Consider the following 16,709-nt stretch of genomic DNA (forward strand, 5'->3'; position numbering starts at 1 on the left):
TCCGCCACGCGCGCCTCGATCTCATCGCGCGGCTTGCCCTGCACACGCAGGGGTGAAGCGATGTTCTCATAGACCGTGAGCGAGGGGTAATTGATGAACTGCTGATAGACCATTGCGACCGAGCGCTGGCGCACGTCGGCGCCGGTGACGTCCTTGCCGTTGACCAGCACCCTGCCCGTGGTCGGCTTGTCGAGACCGGCGAGCAACCGCATGATCGAGGTCTTGCCCGACAGCGTCGGCCCGAGCAGGACATTGAGCGTGCCGCTCTCGAGAGTCAGGGAGACATCGCGGATGTGCGCGACGCCGTCGACGGTCCGGGTCACGTGATCGAGTGTCACGGTCATGAGCGTCCTCCCGCTTCCAGGAGGGGACTTTGCGGCACGGCATGGGTCCTGATCCAGTCGTCGAGCGCCGCAATCTCGTCGGCAGATAGTCGCAGGCCGAGCTTGGAACGGCGCCAGACCACGTCCTCCGCGGTGACGGCCCACTCATTGGCCATGAGATAGCGGACCTCGCGCTCGGTCAGGGTCGCACCGAAGGCCTGGCCGAGATCGGCCAATGATTTCGCCTCGCCGAGCAGCTTGATGGCCCTTGTGCCATAGGCGCGCGCGAGCCGCCGCGCATGCTCATGGCCGAGGAAGGGATAGCCGCGCTGGAGCTCGGCGATCAGGCCGTCGATGTCGGACCCATTCATGTCGCCGCCCGGCAGCGGCCATTTGCCGGTCCAGCCCTCGCGCGCCTTCGCGCTGCGCAGATAGGGCGCAAGGCGTTCCAGCGCCTCTTCGGCGAGGCGGCGGTAGGTCGTGATCTTGCCGCCATAGATCGACAGCAGCGGCAGGCCACCGGGCGTGTCGAGCTCGAACACGTAGTCGCGCGTTGCGGCCTTGGCCTCGCTGGCGCCATCATCATACAGAGGCCGCACCCCGGAATAGGTCCAGACCACGTCCTCCGGCATCACGGGCTTGGCCAGATATTCGCTCGCCGCCTTGCAGAGATATTCGATCTCCTCAGCCGTCGCCTTCACTTTGGCGGGATCGCCGTCATAGTCGCGGTCGGTGGTGCCGATCAGCGTGAAATCGTCCTGGTACGGGATGACGAAGATGATGCGGCCATCGGCATTCTGGAACATGTAGGCGCGATCGTGGTCATAGAGCTTCCTGACCACGATGTGTGAGCCCTGCACCAGGCGGACTTTTGCCTTCGCATTGACGCCGGCGCTGCGACCGAGCACGTCCTCGACCCAGGGACCGCCGGCATTGATCAGCGCGCGCGCCTGAACCTGCGAGCGCGCGCCGGTGAGCGTGTCGACCATGCCGACGGTCCAGAGGCCCTCGGACTGGCGAATCTCGGTGGCGCGGGTGCGGGTGCGGATCTCGGCGCCCTTGTCGGCGGCATCGCGCGCGTTGAGCACGACGAGACGAGCGTCGTCGACGAAGCAGTCGGAATACTCAAACGCGTGGGCATAGCGATTCGGGATCAGCGGCTTGCCGACCTCGTCGCGCCTGAGGTCGACCGAGCGGGTCGCCGGCAACAGGTGGCGGCCGCCGATGTGGTCATAGAGGAAGAGGCCCAGGCGCAGCAGCCAGGCAGGACGCAGGCCGGCATGGTGCGGCAGGACGAAACGCAGGGGACGGATGATGTGGGGCGCGATGCCCCAGAGAATCTCGCGCTCGATCAGCGCCTCGCGAACCAGGCGAAACTCATAATATTCGAGATAGCGCAGGCCGCCATGCACCAGCTTGGTCGACCAGGACGACGTCCCGCTCGCCAGATCGTTCATTTCGCACAGGAAAACCGTGTTGCCGCGGCCCACCGCGTCACGCGCGATGCCGCAGCCGTTAACACCGCCTCCGATGATGGCGAGGTCGAAAATACGCTCCAACAGACGCATCCCCCGACGGCCGCCCGTTCGTCGAGCGGCTACTTTCGTTTTTGATTAGATCACACCAGAAAGCGAAAGCAAGATGAAAGAGAGGCCAAAGGAAATGAAAGAGGAACTTTTTCGTGGGCAAAATAGCCGCGGAAATGGGCAGCTTGGACAGCAATTCGAGAAGCAGCCACGCCCTTGAACAGTCAACTAGGCAGAATTATAGTTATAATAGTCATATTGGTTGTACTTCATGGTCAATCGCAGCACTGCACCCGACTCGCTTCCGACTGACACCTGGACGCTCGCCAACGCCAAGGCACGGCTGTCCGAGGTGATCGACCGCGCCCAAACCGGCCCGCAGGTCATTACCCGCCACGGCAAGCCCAATGCGGTGGTCGTTTCCGCCGAGGAATGGGCGCGCAAGGTCGCACGCATAGGCACGCTCGCCGAATTCCTGCTGGCCTCGCCGCTGCGCGGCGCCGACCTCGAGCTTGAACGCGTACACGACGCGCCGCGCGACGAAATGCCGTGAACCTGCTGCTCGATACCAATGTGCTGTCGGAGGTTCAGCGGCCGGCGCCTTCGCCGAAAGTTCTGGCTTGGCTTGATACGATCGACGAGGACCGCGCGTTCATCAGTGTTGCCTCGATCGCCGAGCTTCGCCGCGGCATCGCATTGCTGGAGGACGGCCGCCGGCGCACGGCGCTGGCAGCTTGGCTTGCCCACGATCTGCCGGCGCGGTTTGCTGAACGCGTCCTGCCGATCGACCAGCCGGTGGCCGAGCGCTGGGGCGATCTGATCGCTCAGAGCCGCAGGAGCGGCGTTGCGTTGTCCGTGATGGACGGCTTCTTTGCAGCAACCGCACTCGCGCACGGCCTCACGCTCGTCACGCGGAACGTGAAGGACTTTGCTGCATTTGGCGTCCCGCTGCTCAATCCGTGGGACGACGCATAAGCCCTATCGCAACCGCACCACCGGCGCGGCTTCCGGTGCCGCATCCTGGGCATCGGCCGGCGCATCGTCGATGTCCGCGCCCTTGGGAAGCGCCTCCACCACCTCGATGCCCTTGCTGTGGCAGATGGTGGCGAGGCGCTCGGGCAGTTCCTGGTCGGTGACGAAGGTCTGGATCTGGGTGATGTGGGCAATGCGGACCGGCGCGCTGCGGCGGAGCTTGGTGGAGTCCGCAACCAGCATGACGCTGCGGGCATTGGCGATGATGGCCTGCGCCACCTGCACCTCGCGATAGTCGAAGTCGAGCAGCGCGCCTTCCTCATCGATCGCGGACGCCCCGATGATGGCATAGTCGACCTTGAACTGGCCGATCAGCTGCGTCGCGGTCGAGCCGACCACCGCGCCATCGGCACGCCGCACCGTGCCGCCGGCGACCACCACCTCGATACGGGGATGGCGGTAGAGCAGCATGGCAACGTTGAGATTGTTGGTGATGACGAGCAGATCCTCGTGCGAGGTCAGCGCGCTCGCGACCTCTTCCGTCGTGGTTCCGATGTTGATGAAGAGCGAGCAGCCGTTCGGGATCAGCGAGGCGGCGGCGGCACCAATGGCCTTTTTCTCGTCGGCGGCGACGAAGCGGCGCGCCTCATAGGCGAGGTTTTCGACACCGGAAGCGATGATGGCGCCGCCATGGATGCGGGTCAGCGATCTCCGCTCGCAGAGATCGTTGAGGTCCTTGCGGATGGTCTGCGCCGAGACCTCGAACCGGCGCGCGAGCTCCTCGACCATGACGCGGCCGGAAGCGCGCGCGATGTTGAGGATTTCGGCCTGGCGATGGGTCAATCCGGTCACGGCAACGGCCTCAAATCAGGATGATGCATGGTGCGGCGGTTCGCGCCTTCGGTCAATGCGCGCGCCGATCACGGTTAACGGATGAAGGGGCTCACCACGCCGTTTCTTACCAAGTCATGGCGCTCGCGAGATGCCTGAGCAGCGCCGGATCGTCGAAGGCGCTGGCGGAGGCGATCGCGCCGGCTGCAACCAGGTCGTCATGGCTGAGGCTGGTTCGGACACCGATGGTCGAAATACCGGCCGCTGTGGCCGATTGCACGCCGGTGCGGGAATCCTCGAATGCGATCGAGGCCTTTGCGCTGGCGCCGACGAAACGCAGCCCCTCCTGATAGGGCAGCGGATGCGGCTTGCCGTGCGGCAGCTCGGCTCCGATCACGAGCGCCTTGAAGCGATGCGTGATGCCGAGACCGGACAGCAGCAGCTCGGCGTTGAGACGTGGAGCATTGGTCACCGCGACCATGGGAATGCCGGCGCTATCGGCCCGGTCGAGCAGCGCCATCAGCCCCGGAAGCGGCCGGATCTGCCCGGCCACCAACGTGCGGAAGACCTCCTCCTTCTCGTCGAGGATCAGGGCGCGTCGCTCCGGCGCCTCGTTCGGCAGAAAGCGCTCACCGATAGCCACATTGGCGAAACCTTGCAGTTCCCTGGAGAAGCGCGCGTGATCGAAGACATGGCCGTGCGGACCCAGCACCTGGTTGAACGCCTTCAAGTGCAACGGATCGGTGTCGGCGAGCGTGCCGTCGATGTCGAACAACAACGCCCTGCCCATCGCATCGTAGCTGGCCTCGATCATGTCCGTACTTTCCCAAATGCGCGACGCATCGATGCGGGAGACGTATCAATACGGCCTCGATCGCGCAATGACGCATCCACATGTCGACAATGCGACACTCGACAAGGTCGCGCGCGGCTGCAACACTCGCCGCAAGATCAAAAAGGAGGAAACGATGACGATCAACCGACGCGATCTGGCTCTCTCGACGCTGGCCGTCTCTGCGCTCGCATTCACGACACCCGCGCTGGCGGCCTCAGCAGACGAGGAAGCCGTGGCGAAGAAGGTCGAGGCCTTCCGCCAAGCCCAGATCGCGGCCGATCCGAAAGTGCTCGGCGCGCTATGCTGGGACGATCTCAGCTACAGCCATTCCAGCGGCAAGGTCGAGGACAAGGCGACGTTCATCGCCAACGCCACCAACGGCAAATCGAAATTCCTGTCGATCGAATACAAGGACCCCACCATCAAGGTCGTCGGCCCCGCAGCGATCGTGCGTTTCCACTGGGTCGCGGAACAGGAGATGGCGGCTGATGGGAAAAAAGTGCCGACCAACCTTCACATCCTGATGAACTGGCAGAAGCAGGGCGACGAGTGGAAGCTGCTGTCGCGGGCCGCGACGAAGCTGTGATCAACAGTGTCATTCCGGGACGCGCCGAAAGGCGCGGGCCCCGGAATGACAAGGCTCACGCCGCCTCCTTCACATCGCCGTTAACCAGCTTGCGCGCGGCGCGCTCGGCTTCGCGGGCGTTGCGGAAGAGCTGGCCTTCGAGACGGTTGAACCGGTGAGACGAGGCGAAGAAGCAGTAGCCCCCTTGAGAGCGAACGACGATACCTGCGGTCTGCGAATTGACTTCGATGATGTAGCTGTCCGGCATGGTCCGTGGATTCCTCAGTGCGGGCAAATAACGGTGCTCCTGCCCAAAGGTTCCCAGGCATTTGAGGCCGTTTCCACCCCGAATCGACACGCAATTGAGTACGCCGGGACCTCATCCGTTTTATGACTGGTTCTTGGCGATGCCGCGACGACGATGACTCACTCGCGCCGCGTTTTGCTGCGCTGCAAGTCTTCGTGAGGCAGAGCGTCGCGCGCGATTACGTCGCGATCGGCGGATCGTTTCGTTGGATCGCCTGCGGACGGCCGTGGTCGTCGATCGAGACGTAGGTGAAATTGCCGTCGGTGACGAGGAAGGGATGAAGCTCCTTGCGCCGCAATGCCCAGGCCTCGAGATGCACGGTCAGCGAGGTGCGCCCCACGCGCACGAGATTGGCGTAGACCGAGACAAGATCGCCGACATAGACTGCCTTGCGAAAATTCATCGCCTCGATCGCGACTGTCACGGTGCGCGACCTCGCGGCCTTCGAGGCGAACACACCGCCGCCGACGTCCATCTGGCTCAGCAGCCAGCCCCCGAAAATGTCGCCGTTGGCGTTGGTGTCGGCCGGCATCGCCAGCGTGCGGATGCAGAGATCCCCGCTCGGTCCGGTGTTGGCTTGCTCGTTCATGCCTGTCTCACTTGAAATTGTCCCAGCCCGGATCTGGCGCGAAGCGCGCGCCGAATCGTTCCGCCAGCCCATGCAGGGTGGATACAATGTTCTCCGCGCCGCGCGTGCGCGCATAGTTCAGCGGACCACCGCGGAACGGTGCATAACCGGTGCCGAAGATCATGGCGCCGTCGACCGCATCGGCATCGTCGACGATGCCTTCCCGAAGCGCCGCGATGCAGACGTTGGACATCGGCAGCATCAGGCGATCGATCATCCGGTCGGTGACGCGCGGGCCGGTCTCGGGAAGCGGCGCCTTCTCCGCCTTGCCGTCCTTCCAGGTGTAGAAGCCCCTGCCGGTCTTGCGGCCAAGCTCGCCCTTGGCGACCTTGTCGCGCAGCCAGGCCGGCGTCGGCGGCAGGAGATCGCCGAACCTGGTGCGCAGCATGTCGCCGACGTCGATGCAGATGTCGAGCCCGACCTGATCGGCGAGTTCGATCGGCCCCATCGGCATGCCGAACTGCTCGGCTGCGGCGTCGATCAGGCGCTGGTCGATCTTCTCGTCCAGCATCACCATCGCTTCCAGCATGTACGGCGTCAGCGCGCGGTTGACGAGGAAGCCCGGCGAGCTCTTCACGGCGAGCGGCAGGCGATCGATCGCGCCGACGAAGGCGAGCGCGTCTTTCAGTACCCGCTGATCGTTGCCGTCATGGCTGACGACTTCGACCAGTTGCAGCCGCGACACCGGATTGAAGAAATGCAGGCCGACCAGCCGCTCCGGCCGCGCCAGCGTGGTGCGCAAGTCCTGAAGCGGAATGCTTGACGTGTTGGTCGCGAGGATCGCGCCCGGTTTCATCTGTGGCTCGAGCCCAGCGCAGACCCTCTGCTTGAGATCGAGCTTCTCCGGCACCGCCTCGATGATGAGATCGGCATTGCGGACGCCCTCCCCGTCCATGTCGGGGATGAGGCGATCGAGCGCATCACGCACGTCCGTGGGCTTGCGGATGATCTTGCCGTAGAGGTCGGCGGCACGCTTCACTGCGCCTGCGATCGGCTCCGCCTTCATGTCGGCGAGCGAGACGCGCAGTCCCTGCCCCGCACACCAGGCGGCGATGTCGCCGCCCATGGCGCCGGCACCGATAACATGGACGTGCTTGATCCCATTGCCGCCGCCTGCGGCCTTCTTCATTTGCTCGCGCAGGAAGAAGACGCGGATCAAATTCTGCGCGGTCGGCGTCACCATCAGCCTGGCGAAGGAAGCCTGCTCCGCCTTCAGCATCGCGGCCTTGCTGCCGCCATGGGTCTCCCAGAGATCGATCAGCGCGTAAGGCGCGGGATAGTGCTCGCGGGATGCTGCCTTCGCGGCCTCCGCGCGCATGCGCCTGGCGAGCAGGCCACGCACCGGCCCGAGATTGGCGGCGCGCGTGAGCAGACCGGGCTTGGCCCGCTTCAGGCGGCCGAACAGCGCGTCCTTTATTGCGCCCTGGACGTGGCGCTCCTGCGTCACGGCATCGACGAGGCCGAGCGCCCTGGCACGGCGCGCATCGATGGTGCGGCCGGTCAGCATCAGCGCCATCGACCGGGTCGGATTGACCAGCGCGGTGAAACGCGCGGTGCCGCCGAGACCGGGATGCAGGCCCAGCATCACCTCCGGGAAGCCGAAGCGCGCACCGTCGATGGCGATGCGCGACTGGCAGGCCAGCGCCACCTCGAGCCCGCCGCCGAGGCAGAAGCCGTGGATGACCGCAACCGTCGGCAGTTTTAGCGCTTCCAGATGATCGACCACCGCATGCGCGGCGCGGATGCGCGCCTCCACCATGTCGGGATCAGACGCGCCGCGGAATTCGTTGACGTCGGCGCCGGCAATGAAGCCGGATGGTTTGGCCGAGCGGATCACGAGGCCGGCCGGACGCTCGGTCTCGATCGCCGCGAGCACGGCGTCGAACTCCTCCATCACATCGGAGGACAACGTGTTGGCGCTTGCGTCAGTGCGGTCGAACAGCAGCCAGGCGACGCCATCGGCATCGCGCGTCAACTTGAAGTGCCTGTAGGGACCGTCTGTCGCAGGCTTGGGCCCCAGCTCCAGCACGCGGTCGCCCAGCGCCGTCATGATCTTGGAATCCATGGTCACACCGCCTCGATCAGCATGGCGCCGCCAAGCCCGCCGCCGATGCATTCGGTGGCAATGCCACGCCGCGTGCCAAGCCGCCTCATGGCGTTGACGAGATGCAGCACGATGCGGTTGCCGGAGGTGCCGACCGGATGGCCGAGAGAGATGGCGCCGCCGTCGACATTGAGCCTGTCGCGATCGATCTCGCCGGCGGCGCCGTCGAGCCCGAGAATCTCGCGGCAGAACTTGTCGTCGTTCCAGGCGGCGAGGCAGCCGAGCACCTGCGTCGCGAAGGCCTCGTTCAGCTCCCAGGTCTCGACGTCCTTGATGGTGAGATTGTTGCGCGTGAGCAGCGGCGTCGCCGACATCACCGGTCCGAGCCCCATGATGCTGGGATCGAGCGCCGCCCAATGGCTGTCGGCGATAGCCGCTTTCGGCGTCAGTCCGTGCTTTGCGACCGCCGCATCGGAGGCAAGGATCACCCAGGAGGCGCCGTCGGTGATCTGCGAGGAATTGCCGGCCGTGACCTGGCCCCAGGGAGGCTCGAACACCGGCCGAAGCCTTGCCAGCGTCTCGGCCGTCGAGTCCGGCCGCACGCCGTCGTCATGGTCGAAGAATTTTCCGTCACGCGAGAACGCCGTCTCAACCTCACCCTTCAGATAGCCTTCGGCTTGTGCATGCGCGAGCCGGCGATGGCTCTCGGCGGCGTAGGCGTCGGACTGTGCGCGCGTGACGCCGAAGAGATGGCCGACGACCTCGGCGGTCTGGCCCATGTTCAGCTCGGTGATGGGATCGGTCAGTCCGCGCTCGAGGCCGATAATCGGCTTGAGATAGCGCGGCCGCAGCTTGAACGCTGCAGCGAGCTTCGCCGCCACACCCTTGGCGGTGGCGAGCCCGGCGAACCAGCGCACGCCGGAATTGGACCAGACCAGCGGCGCGTGGCTCAGCGCCTCGGTGCCGCCGGCGAGGATCATGTCGGCATGGCCTTCGCGGATGTAACGGTAGGCGGTGTCGATCGACTGCATGCCGGAGCCGCAATTGATCTGCACAGTGAAGGCGACCATGTCCTCGCCCATGCCGAGCCGGAGCGCGGCGACGCGGGCCGGGTTCATCTCGTCGGCGATCACGTTGACGCAGCCGAGGATGACCTGGTCGAAGCTGTCAGGCGCAAATGGCTGGCGCGCCAGCAGCGGCCGTCCGCACTGCACGGCGAGATCGACCGGCGTGAACGGACCGGGCCCCGAACGCGCCTTCAGAAACGGCGTCCGGCTGCCGTCGACGATGAATACCGGTCGTGCCATCAGCTCGCCGCCCTCTGTTCACCGAGTTCCTGGAAGAACTGATGCACATTGACGGTTTTCTTGTAAATCGGCGACAGCGCCTCCGGCGCAAAATCGTCGACCTCTATCACTTTTGTGACGGCTTCGCGGGCCGCGGCGAGCTGCTCGCCCTCAGCCTGCGTGATCACACCCTTGGCAACCGCTTCCTTCCAGTCGCGGATATGCGCGGCGCGCATGCGCTTGGCGATGGCGTCCGTGCCAGCGACCAGCTTGAACGCGCGCTCCAGACGGGTAAAGCCGCCGTCGTCATCGACATGGGCCAGATCCGGCGTGAGGCGCTCGCGTGCCGCCGACGGCTCCAGCACCAGGCTCGCGCATCGGTGCACGACGCGGTCGGAGGGGCCGAGCACGCGCGCGCCGAACGGCTGAACCACGAGCCTGAGGAAGCCTGCGACGAGGCGGTTGGGCAGATTGGCGAGAATTTCGGCAAGCCGGTTCTCGATGGTCCGGACGCCGGTCGCCATGCACCATTCCAGTGCGGCAAAATCCTCCTTCTGCCGGCCTTCATCCTGCCAGCGCTTCAGCGCAGCCGAGAGCAGATAGAGCTCGGACAGGATGTCGCCGAAGCGCGCCGACAGCATCTCCCTGCGCTTGAGCGCGCCGCCGAGCGTCAGCAGCGCCATGTCGGCGCAGAGCGCAAAGGCCGCAGAGTAGCGCGAGAGCTGGCGATAGAACGGCGTTGCATCACCCGCATCGGGCGCCGGCGCGAATGCGCCAAAGGTCCAGCTGCGGCCCAAGGCGCGGAACAGTGTCCGGAGACTATGGCCGACATGCTTCCAGAACACCTTGTCGAATGCGGTGAGCCCGCGCTCGCGATCGGAATCGGCGAGCGCATTCATCTCGTCGAGCAGAAAGGGATGCGCGCGGATGGCGCCCTGCCCGAACACGATGAGGTTGCGGGTCAGGATGTTGGCGCCCTCGACGGTGATGCCGACCGGCACGGCGCGATGCAGATTGCCGAGATAGTTTTGCGGACCGTCGATCACGGCCTTGCCGCCATGAATGTCCATGGCGTCGTCGATCGCGGTGCGCATCCGCTCGGTTGCATGCAGCTTCATGATGCCGGAAATGACGGCGGGATGAATGCCGGCATTCAGCGCGGCACAGGTCAACCGCCGTGCCGCGTCGAGTTGATAGGCGGTCGCAACGATGCGCGCGAGCGGCTCCTCGACGCCTTCGAACTTGGAGATGGAGATGCCGAACTGCTCGCGGATGCGGGCATAGGCGCCGGTGGCGCGCGCCGCATAGGCGGCACCGGCCGCTGACAGCGACGGCAGCGAGATGCCACGACCGGCGGCAAGCGCGGTCATCAGCATCTTCCAGCCCTGCCCCAGCCGCTCCTTGCCGCCGACGACATAGTCGAGCGGAATGAAGACGTCGCGTCCCCAGTTCGGGCCGTTCTGGAACACCTGCATCGACGGCAAATGGCGCTGGCCGATCTCGACGCCGGGCAGATTGGTCGGGATCAGCGCCACGGTGATGCCGAGCTCTTCTTGATCGCCGACCAGACAATCCGGATCGTAAGCCTTGAAGGCAAGGCCCAGCAGCGTCGAGACCGGGCCGAGCGTGATGTAGCGCTTGTGCCAGTTGAGCCTGAGGCCGACGACTTCGCGTTCTTCGAAAGTGCCCTTGCAGACGATGCCGGTGTCGACCATCGAGGCGGCGTCGGAGCCGGCTTCCGGGCTGGTGAGCCCGAAGCAGGGAATGTCGCGGCCGTCGGCGAGGCGCGGCAGCCAGCGCTCCTGCTGCTCCCTCGTTCCGAAGCGCATGAGGAGCTCACCGGGCCCGAGCGAGTTCGGCACCATCACGGTGACGGCGGCGGCGATCGAGCGGGTCGAAATCTTGCGCACCACTTCCGAATGGGCGTAAGGCGAGAAGCCGAGTCCGCCGAACTCCTTCGGAATGATCATGCCGAAGAACTTTTCGCGCTTGACGAAGTGCCAGACATCCGGCGGCAGGTCGCGCAATTCCCAGAAGATCTTCCACTCGTCGAGCATGGCGCAGAGTTCGTCGACGGGCCCGTTGAGGAAGGCCTGCTCCTCCTCCGTCAGCGTGGCCTGTGGCACCTTCAGCAGCTTCGACCAATCCGGATTGCCGGTGAAGAGATCGGCGTCCCACCAGACGTCTCCGGCTTCGAGGGCTTCACGTTCGGTGTCGGACATCGTCGGCAGCACGCCGCGCGCCCAGGAGAAGATCGGCTTGGTAAGTATGTCGCGGCGGAAGCTCATGGCTGACCTCATGCATCGGCGCGGTTATCGGGTATTTTAGCGGAAAGTGACCAGGGTGCGTGAACACTTCGCGGGCAAAACGAAGCGAATTGACGCGGCCGGGCAGCCGCCCGAGGACCTAACGGCCGGGACGTGGGCGCAGTTCCGGGAGGGGTTGGAGTGCAATGTCTCCGACCGTCATTCCGGGGCACGCGAAGCGTGAGCTATGGTGCGCAATTGCGCACCTGAGAATCCATAACCACGATCGGGAGTATGGATTCCGGGCTCGCGCCTGATGGCGCGCCCCGGAATGACGATGCGGAGAGAGTGGCGTGACCCGGGCCAGATCAATCCGGCCGCACCATCTCGAACATGTTTTCCGGCCTAATCTCGAAATAGTCGCCGCGCCGCCCGGCGCGGACGATCGGGCGGGCGGCGGCGGTCTGGTAGACGCCGTCCTTGATCATGGCCTTGTCGATGTGGACGGCGACGACCTCGCCGAGCGTCAGCCAGGCGTCGGCCTCCTTGCCGTCCGCACCTTTGAGGCGGACGATGTCGGACACCTTGCACTCGAAGGCGACGGGGCTCTCGCCGACCCGCGGCACGTTGACGAGCTTGCCCGGCACGGCGGTGAGCCCCGCGAGCTTGAACTCATCAACCTCGGGCGCGACGTGCGCAGCGGTCGCGTTCATGTGCTTGGCAAGGTCCATCGTGGCAAGATTCCAGACGAACTCGCCGGTCTGCTGGATGTTCTCGACCGTGTCCTTCCAGTTGGTGGAGGAGAAGCCGATGATCGGCGGGACGTAGCAGAAGGCGTTGAAGAAGCTGTAGGGCGCGAGGTTGACGTGGCCCCTGGTGTCGCGGGAGGAGATCCAGCCGATCGGCCGCGGTGCGATGATGGCGTTGAAGGGATCGTGCTTGAGGCCATGGCCCTTGGACGGCTCGTAGTAGTACAGGTCTTTGTCGGTCACCGCGAGGTCTCCACTCTCCGTCATTCCGGGGCGATGCAAAGCATCCAACCCGGAATCTCGAGATTCCGGGTTCGCGCTGCGCGCCCCGGAATGACGGCAGGAGCACTTATAAAAGGAAACCCGCCGCCCCGTCAGTGCCGCGGCGACAATCCCGCGATGACGAAATCGATCATCTGGTCGATGGTCGGCCCCGGCTTGGTGGCGCACTGGGCGATCATCTGGGGGTGGAAGAAGCGCATCATCGCGGTGCAGGCGCACAGCGAGGCCAGCTGGAGGTCCTTCGCCTCGAACTCGCCGGAGGCCACGCCCTGCGCGATCATCTGGCCGACGACGCCGGCTATGCACTCCATATGGTTGACGCAGACCTGCCAATCCTCCTGCATCGCGATCTCGACCATCTCGTGCAACTTGTTGTCGCCGACATAGCGCTCGGTGTTCATGCGATGGATGGTGGTGAGCAGTTCCCGAAAACGCTCCGGCACCGGACCGGGCTTCGCCACGATCCGCTGCGCCTCGAGCTCGACCTCGCCCATGAGCGAGCGGGCCACCGCCTGATGGATCGCCTTCTTCGATTCGAAGAAGCGATAGACATTGGCGGGGCTCATCCGGAGCTCCTTGGCGATGTCTCCGACCGTGGTCTTCTGGTACCCGATCTGGCGGAACAGCCGCTCGGCCACCTCGAGGATACGATCCCGGGTGTCACCTTCGATATGTTCCGCAACCAGTGTCATCTGTCAGGACTCGTCAATCAGCACTTCATCTCACTTATTCAGCCGCCTCAGCAAGCGGAATTGCAGGATGTTCATCGCTGCCATGCTGCGGCGCGGCAGGTTGCTCGGGGTTGCCGGCCTCGTCCAGGCTCTTCCTGAACCAGAGCGCATAGAGGCCCGGCAGATACAGCAGCGTCAGGAAGGTCGCGACGAACAGACCGCCCATGATGGTGATCGCCATCGGACCCCAGAAGGCCGAGCGCGACAGCGGGATCATGGCGAGGATGGCGGCGAGCGCCGTCAGCACCACCGGACGGGCGCGGCGGACGGTGGCTTCCACGATCGCCTCGCGCCGGGTCAGGCCGTGGGAGACGTCGGTCTCGATCTGGTCGACCAGGATGACCGTATTGCGCATGATCATGCCGGCGAGCGCGATCAGGCCGAGCAGCGCCACGAAACCGAACGGGGCATTGGCGACGTTGAGGCCGAAGGAGGCGCCGACGATGCCGAGCGGCGCGGTCAGGAACACCAGGATCAGGCGCGAGAAGCTCTGAAGCTGGATCATCAGCAGCGTCAGCATCACCATGACCATCACCGGGAAGAGGATGAAGATCGAGGCGTTGCCCTTGGCGGATTCCTCGAAGGCGCCGCCCGGCTCGATCCGGTAGGCCGGATCGAGGTGATCCTTGATTGCCTTCAGCTTCGGCGTGATCTGATTGGTGACATCAGGGGCCTGCACGCCGTCGACGACGTCGGAGCGCACGGTGATCGCCATGTCGCGGTTGCGCCGCCACATGATCGGCTCCTCGTGGGCATATTCGATCTTGGCGATCTGCTGCAGCGGCACGGCCACCCCATTGCGCGAGGTGACGGTGAGATCGCCGACGCCGCCGAGGTCGAGGCGCTCGGATGGGATCGCGCGGGCGACCACGCCGACCTTCTCGATGCCGTCGCGCACGGTCGTGACCTGCGAACCCGAGATCAGCATCGACAGCGCCTGCGAGACGTCCTGCGGGGTCAGGCCCATGGCACGGGCGCGATCCTGGTCGACGACGAGCTTGAGGTAAGGCGACTGCTCGTTCCAGTCGAGCTGGACGTCCTTGACGCTCTTGTTCTGCCGCATGACGTCGCGGACCTGGTAGGCGATCTCGCGCACCTTGTTGGCGTCTGGGCCGATCACGCGGAACTGTACGGGGAATCCGACCGGCGGGCCGAAGTTGAAGCGGTCGACGCGCACGCGCGCCTCGGTCAGGAAGCCTTCGGCGGCTGCGTTCTCGATCTTGGCCTTGATGCGCTCGCGCGCCTCGACACCCTTGGCGACGATGACGATCTCGGCGAAGGCCTCGTTCGGAAGCTGCGGATTGAGGCCGAGCCAGAAGCGCGGCGAGCCCTGGCCGACATAGGACGTATAGGTCTCGATGTCCTTGTCGTCCTTCAGCAGGGTTTCGGCCTTCTTCACCGCCTTCTCGGTGACGTTGAAGGCGGTGCCCTCGGGCAGGCGGAGCTGGAGGAACAGCTCGGGCCGCTCCGACAGCGGGAAGAACTGCTGCTGCACATGGCCGAAGCCCACGATCGAGGCGATGAAGACGCCGACGGTCGCAGCCACCACCGTGATCCGGTGGTTGACGCACCATTGCACGATGGCGCGGAGGCCGCGGTACATGCGGGTCTCGTAGACCGCATGCGGGTCGTGGTGATGGTGGGCCTTCATGTCGGGCAGCAGCTTGACGCCGATATAGGGCGTGAAGATCACCGCCACGAACCAGGACGCGACCAGCGCGATCGCCACGATCCAGAAGATGCTGCCGGCATATTCGCCGACCGCGGAATTGGCAAAGCCGATGGGGAGGAAGCCAGCGGCCGTGACCAGCGTTCCCGTGAGCATCGGAAACGCAGTAGATTCCCAGGCAAAAGACGCCGCGCGCATGCGGTCCCAGCCCTGCTCCATCTTCACCACCATCATCTCGACCGCGATGATGGCGTCGTCGACGAGCAGGCCGAGCGCGATGATCAGAGCGCCGAGCGTGATGCGGTGCAGGTCGAGCGACATCGTGTTCATGACGATGAAGACGATGCCGAGCACCAGGGGCACCGACAAAGCGACCACGATGCCGGTGCGCCAGCCCAGCGCCAGGAACGAGACGAACAGCACGATGACGAGCGCTTCCATGAAGGAATGCACGAACTCGCCGACGGCGTGCTCGACCACCTTGGGCTGGTCGGCGATCAGCTTGACGTCGATGCCCTGTGGCACCGCCTTCATGAACTCGTTGGTCGCCTTCTCGACCTCCTTGCCGAGCTCGAGGATGTTGGCGCCCTTGGCGGTGACGACGCCGATGCCGATCGCGGGCTTGCCCTCCTGGCGCACGACGAAGCTCGGCGGATCGACATAGCCATGGGTGACGGTGGCGATGTCACCGAGACGGAAGACGCGGCCGTTGCTCTCGACCGGCGTTTCGGCGACGGCCTTGGCGCCGTCGAGCGCGCCGGTGACGCGCAGCGGCACCCGCTGCGAGGAGGTCTCGACCGTACCGGCCGGCGTCACGTTGTTCTGCTTGGCGAGCGAATCGAACAGTGCCTGCGGCGTGATGCCGAGCGTGGCGAGCTTGGCGTGGCTGAACTCGACAAAGATGCGCTCGTCCTGGTTGCCGTAAACGTCGACCTTGGTCACGCCCGGCACCTTCAGGAGGCGCTGGCGGAAGCCTTCCGAGACCTTCTTCAGCTGGGCATAGTCGGCGCCGTCGCCGGTCATCATGTAGAGGATGGAATCGACGTCGGAGAACTCGTCGTTGACGACGGGCCCGAGGATGCCGGATGGCAACTGGCCCTGCACGTCGACCAGCTTCTTGCGCAGGAGGTAGAAGAGATAGGGCACGTCTTTCGGCGGCGTCGAGTCGCGGAACGTGACCTGGAGCGCGGTGAAGGCGGGCTTGGAGTAGGTCTGCACCTTCTCGAAATAGGGCAGCTCCTGGATCTTCTTCTCGATGGGATCGGCGACCTGCGTCTGCATCTCCTGCGCGGTCGCGCCGGGCCACATCACGGAGACGTTGACCACCTTCACCGTGAAGAACGGATCCTCGGCGCGGCCGAGCTTCTCATAGGAGAAGAAGCCGGCGACGCCGAGCACGAGCATCAGGAAGAGAACCAGCGTCGGATGGCTGACGGCCCAGGCCGAAAGGTTGAAGCGCTTCATCGCTCTCTCCGAAAGGACGATCCAATTGCCAAAAACACGACAGCCACTCAATTCAATCCGTCGTCGCGAGGCAGCGAAGCAACCCAGGGGGCTGGGCAGGTTCTGGATCGCTTCGCCGCTTCAGCCTTTGCTTAGGGACAAAGGCCGAAACTCACCTCACACGACGTAACTCGACTTCTCTTGTCATTCGGGGGCGCCCGCAGGGCGAACCCGGAATCTCGAGATTCCCCGGTGCGCAATTGCGCCCCTGT

Annotated in this window: 15 protein-coding genes; 3 read left to right on the forward strand and 12 right to left on the reverse strand. The window is 64.9% G+C overall.

The window, feature by feature from the left end; translation table 11 throughout:
- Positions 1 to 344: ATP-binding cassette domain-containing protein (locus tag IC50_RS02340; RefSeq protein ID WP_035699970.1), on the reverse strand; the 344-nt coding region annotated here is incomplete at its 3' end.
- A complete protein-coding gene (glpD, locus tag IC50_RS02345) occupies positions 341 to 1,891 on the reverse strand; it encodes a glycerol-3-phosphate dehydrogenase (protein ID WP_035699971.1) in 1,551 nt (516 codons plus the stop codon). The genes IC50_RS02340 and glpD, both read right to left, overlap by 4 nt.
- 229 nt (positions 1,892 to 2,120) lie before the next feature.
- On the opposite strand from glpD, the gene IC50_RS02350 reads away from it, so the two are divergent.
- Positions 2,121 to 2,402 (forward strand): type II toxin-antitoxin system Phd/YefM family antitoxin, encoded by a 282-nt coding sequence (locus IC50_RS02350; RefSeq protein WP_035699973.1) that lies wholly within the window; start codon positions 2,121 to 2,123, stop codon positions 2,400 to 2,402.
- Positions 2,399 to 2,824 (forward strand): type II toxin-antitoxin system VapC family toxin, encoded by a 426-nt coding sequence (locus tag IC50_RS02355; RefSeq protein WP_035699974.1) that lies wholly within the window; start codon positions 2,399 to 2,401, stop codon positions 2,822 to 2,824. The genes IC50_RS02350 and IC50_RS02355 overlap by 4 nt, the downstream gene beginning before the upstream one ends.
- Before the next feature lie 3 nt (positions 2,825 to 2,827).
- Here IC50_RS02355 and IC50_RS02360 read toward each other — a convergent pair whose 3' ends face one another.
- Both IC50_RS02360 and IC50_RS02365 read right to left on the reverse strand, forming a co-directional pair.
- On the reverse strand, positions 2,828 to 3,673 hold the full coding sequence (locus IC50_RS02360) for a DeoR/GlpR family DNA-binding transcription regulator (protein ID WP_035699976.1): 846 nt from the start codon (positions 3,671 to 3,673) through the stop codon (positions 2,828 to 2,830).
- 106 nt (positions 3,674 to 3,779) lie between these two features.
- Positions 3,780 to 4,466 (reverse strand): HAD family hydrolase, encoded by a 687-nt coding sequence (locus IC50_RS02365; protein WP_035699978.1) that lies wholly within the window; start codon positions 4,464 to 4,466, stop codon positions 3,780 to 3,782.
- A 154-nt stretch (positions 4,467 to 4,620) separates the two neighbouring features.
- Here IC50_RS02365 and IC50_RS02370 point away from each other — a divergent pair, with 154 nt between their 5' ends.
- Entirely contained in the window at positions 4,621 to 5,073 is a 453-nt protein-coding gene (locus IC50_RS02370; RefSeq protein ID WP_035700017.1) for a nuclear transport factor 2 family protein, read from the forward strand.
- A gap of 55 nt (positions 5,074 to 5,128) precedes the next feature.
- On the opposite strand, the gene IC50_RS02375 is transcribed toward IC50_RS02370, so the two are convergent.
- The 8 genes from IC50_RS02375 to IC50_RS02410 all read right to left on the reverse strand — a co-directional run bounded on the left by IC50_RS02375 (position 5,129) and on the right by IC50_RS02410 (position 16,458).
- Entirely contained in the window at positions 5,129 to 5,320 is a 192-nt protein-coding gene (locus IC50_RS02375) for a hypothetical protein (protein ID WP_024341426.1), read from the reverse strand.
- Positions 5,321 to 5,537: 217 nt separating this feature from the next.
- Positions 5,538 to 5,948, reverse strand: coding sequence for an acyl-CoA thioesterase (locus IC50_RS02380; protein WP_035699980.1), 411 nt, complete (start codon positions 5,946 to 5,948; stop codon positions 5,538 to 5,540).
- Between the two features lie 7 nt (positions 5,949 to 5,955).
- Positions 5,956 to 8,052 carry a 3-hydroxyacyl-CoA dehydrogenase NAD-binding domain-containing protein gene (locus IC50_RS02385; protein WP_035699982.1) on the reverse strand — a complete coding sequence of 699 codons (2,097 nt, stop codon included), beginning with the start codon at positions 8,050 to 8,052 and terminating at the stop codon, positions 5,956 to 5,958.
- 2 nt (positions 8,053 to 8,054) lie between these two features.
- Positions 8,055 to 9,338, reverse strand: a complete 1,284-nt coding sequence (locus IC50_RS02390; RefSeq protein WP_035699984.1) for an acetyl-CoA C-acetyltransferase — start codon at positions 9,336 to 9,338, stop codon at positions 8,055 to 8,057.
- Positions 9,338 to 11,605 (reverse strand): acyl-CoA dehydrogenase, encoded by a 2,268-nt coding sequence (locus IC50_RS02395; RefSeq protein WP_035699985.1) that lies wholly within the window; start codon positions 11,603 to 11,605, stop codon positions 9,338 to 9,340. Before IC50_RS02395 ends, IC50_RS02390 begins: the two co-directional genes overlap by 1 nt.
- Positions 11,606 to 11,931: 326 nt before the next feature.
- The gene (locus IC50_RS02400; RefSeq protein ID WP_035700019.1) at positions 11,932 to 12,555 is read right to left on the reverse strand and encodes a flavin reductase family protein; all 624 of its coding nucleotides are present in this window, start codon (positions 12,553 to 12,555) and stop codon (positions 11,932 to 11,934) included.
- A gap of 131 nt (positions 12,556 to 12,686) precedes the next feature.
- Positions 12,687 to 13,286 (reverse strand): TetR/AcrR family transcriptional regulator, encoded by a 600-nt coding sequence (locus tag IC50_RS02405; RefSeq protein WP_035699987.1) that lies wholly within the window; start codon positions 13,284 to 13,286, stop codon positions 12,687 to 12,689.
- Between the two features lie 34 nt (positions 13,287 to 13,320).
- Positions 13,321 to 16,458 (reverse strand): efflux RND transporter permease subunit, encoded by a 3,138-nt coding sequence (locus IC50_RS02410; protein WP_035699989.1) that lies wholly within the window; start codon positions 16,456 to 16,458, stop codon positions 13,321 to 13,323.
- Between the last annotated feature and the right edge of the window lie 251 nt (positions 16,459 to 16,709).

The organism is Bradyrhizobium genomosp. I (2014) (assembly GCF_000261685.1).
Lineage (GTDB): Bacteria > Pseudomonadota > Alphaproteobacteria > Rhizobiales > Xanthobacteraceae > Bradyrhizobium.

Excerpts from the sequence above, each read along its gene's own strand:
- IC50_RS02380 (WP_035699980.1), bottom strand. The coding sequence starts at position 5,948 with ATGAACGAGCAAGCCAACACCGGACCGAGCGGGGATCTCTGCATCCGC.
- glpD (WP_035699971.1), bottom strand. The coding sequence starts at position 1,891 with ATGCGTCTGTTGGAGCGTATTTTCGACCTCGCCATCATCGGAGGCGGT.
- IC50_RS02385 (WP_035699982.1), bottom strand. The coding sequence starts at position 8,052 with ATGGATTCCAAGATCATGACGGCGCTGGGCGACCGCGTGCTGGAGCTG.
- IC50_RS02395 (WP_035699985.1), bottom strand. The coding sequence starts at position 11,605 with ATGAGCTTCCGCCGCGACATACTTACCAAGCCGATCTTCTCCTGGGCG.
- IC50_RS02370 (WP_035700017.1), top strand. The coding sequence starts at position 4,621 with ATGACGATCAACCGACGCGATCTGGCTCTCTCGACGCTGGCCGTCTCT.
- IC50_RS02350 (WP_035699973.1), top strand. The coding sequence starts at position 2,121 with ATGGTCAATCGCAGCACTGCACCCGACTCGCTTCCGACTGACACCTGG.
- IC50_RS02405 (WP_035699987.1), bottom strand. The coding sequence starts at position 13,286 with ATGACACTGGTTGCGGAACATATCGAAGGTGACACCCGGGATCGTATC.
- IC50_RS02410 (WP_035699989.1), bottom strand. The coding sequence starts at position 16,458 with ATGAAGCGCTTCAACCTTTCGGCCTGGGCCGTCAGCCATCCGACGCTG.
- IC50_RS02365 (WP_035699978.1), bottom strand. The coding sequence starts at position 4,466 with ATGATCGAGGCCAGCTACGATGCGATGGGCAGGGCGTTGTTGTTCGAC.
- IC50_RS02375 (WP_024341426.1), bottom strand. The coding sequence starts at position 5,320 with ATGCCGGACAGCTACATCATCGAAGTCAATTCGCAGACCGCAGGTATC.
- IC50_RS02390 (WP_035699984.1), bottom strand. The coding sequence starts at position 9,338 with ATGGCACGACCGGTATTCATCGTCGACGGCAGCCGGACGCCGTTTCTG.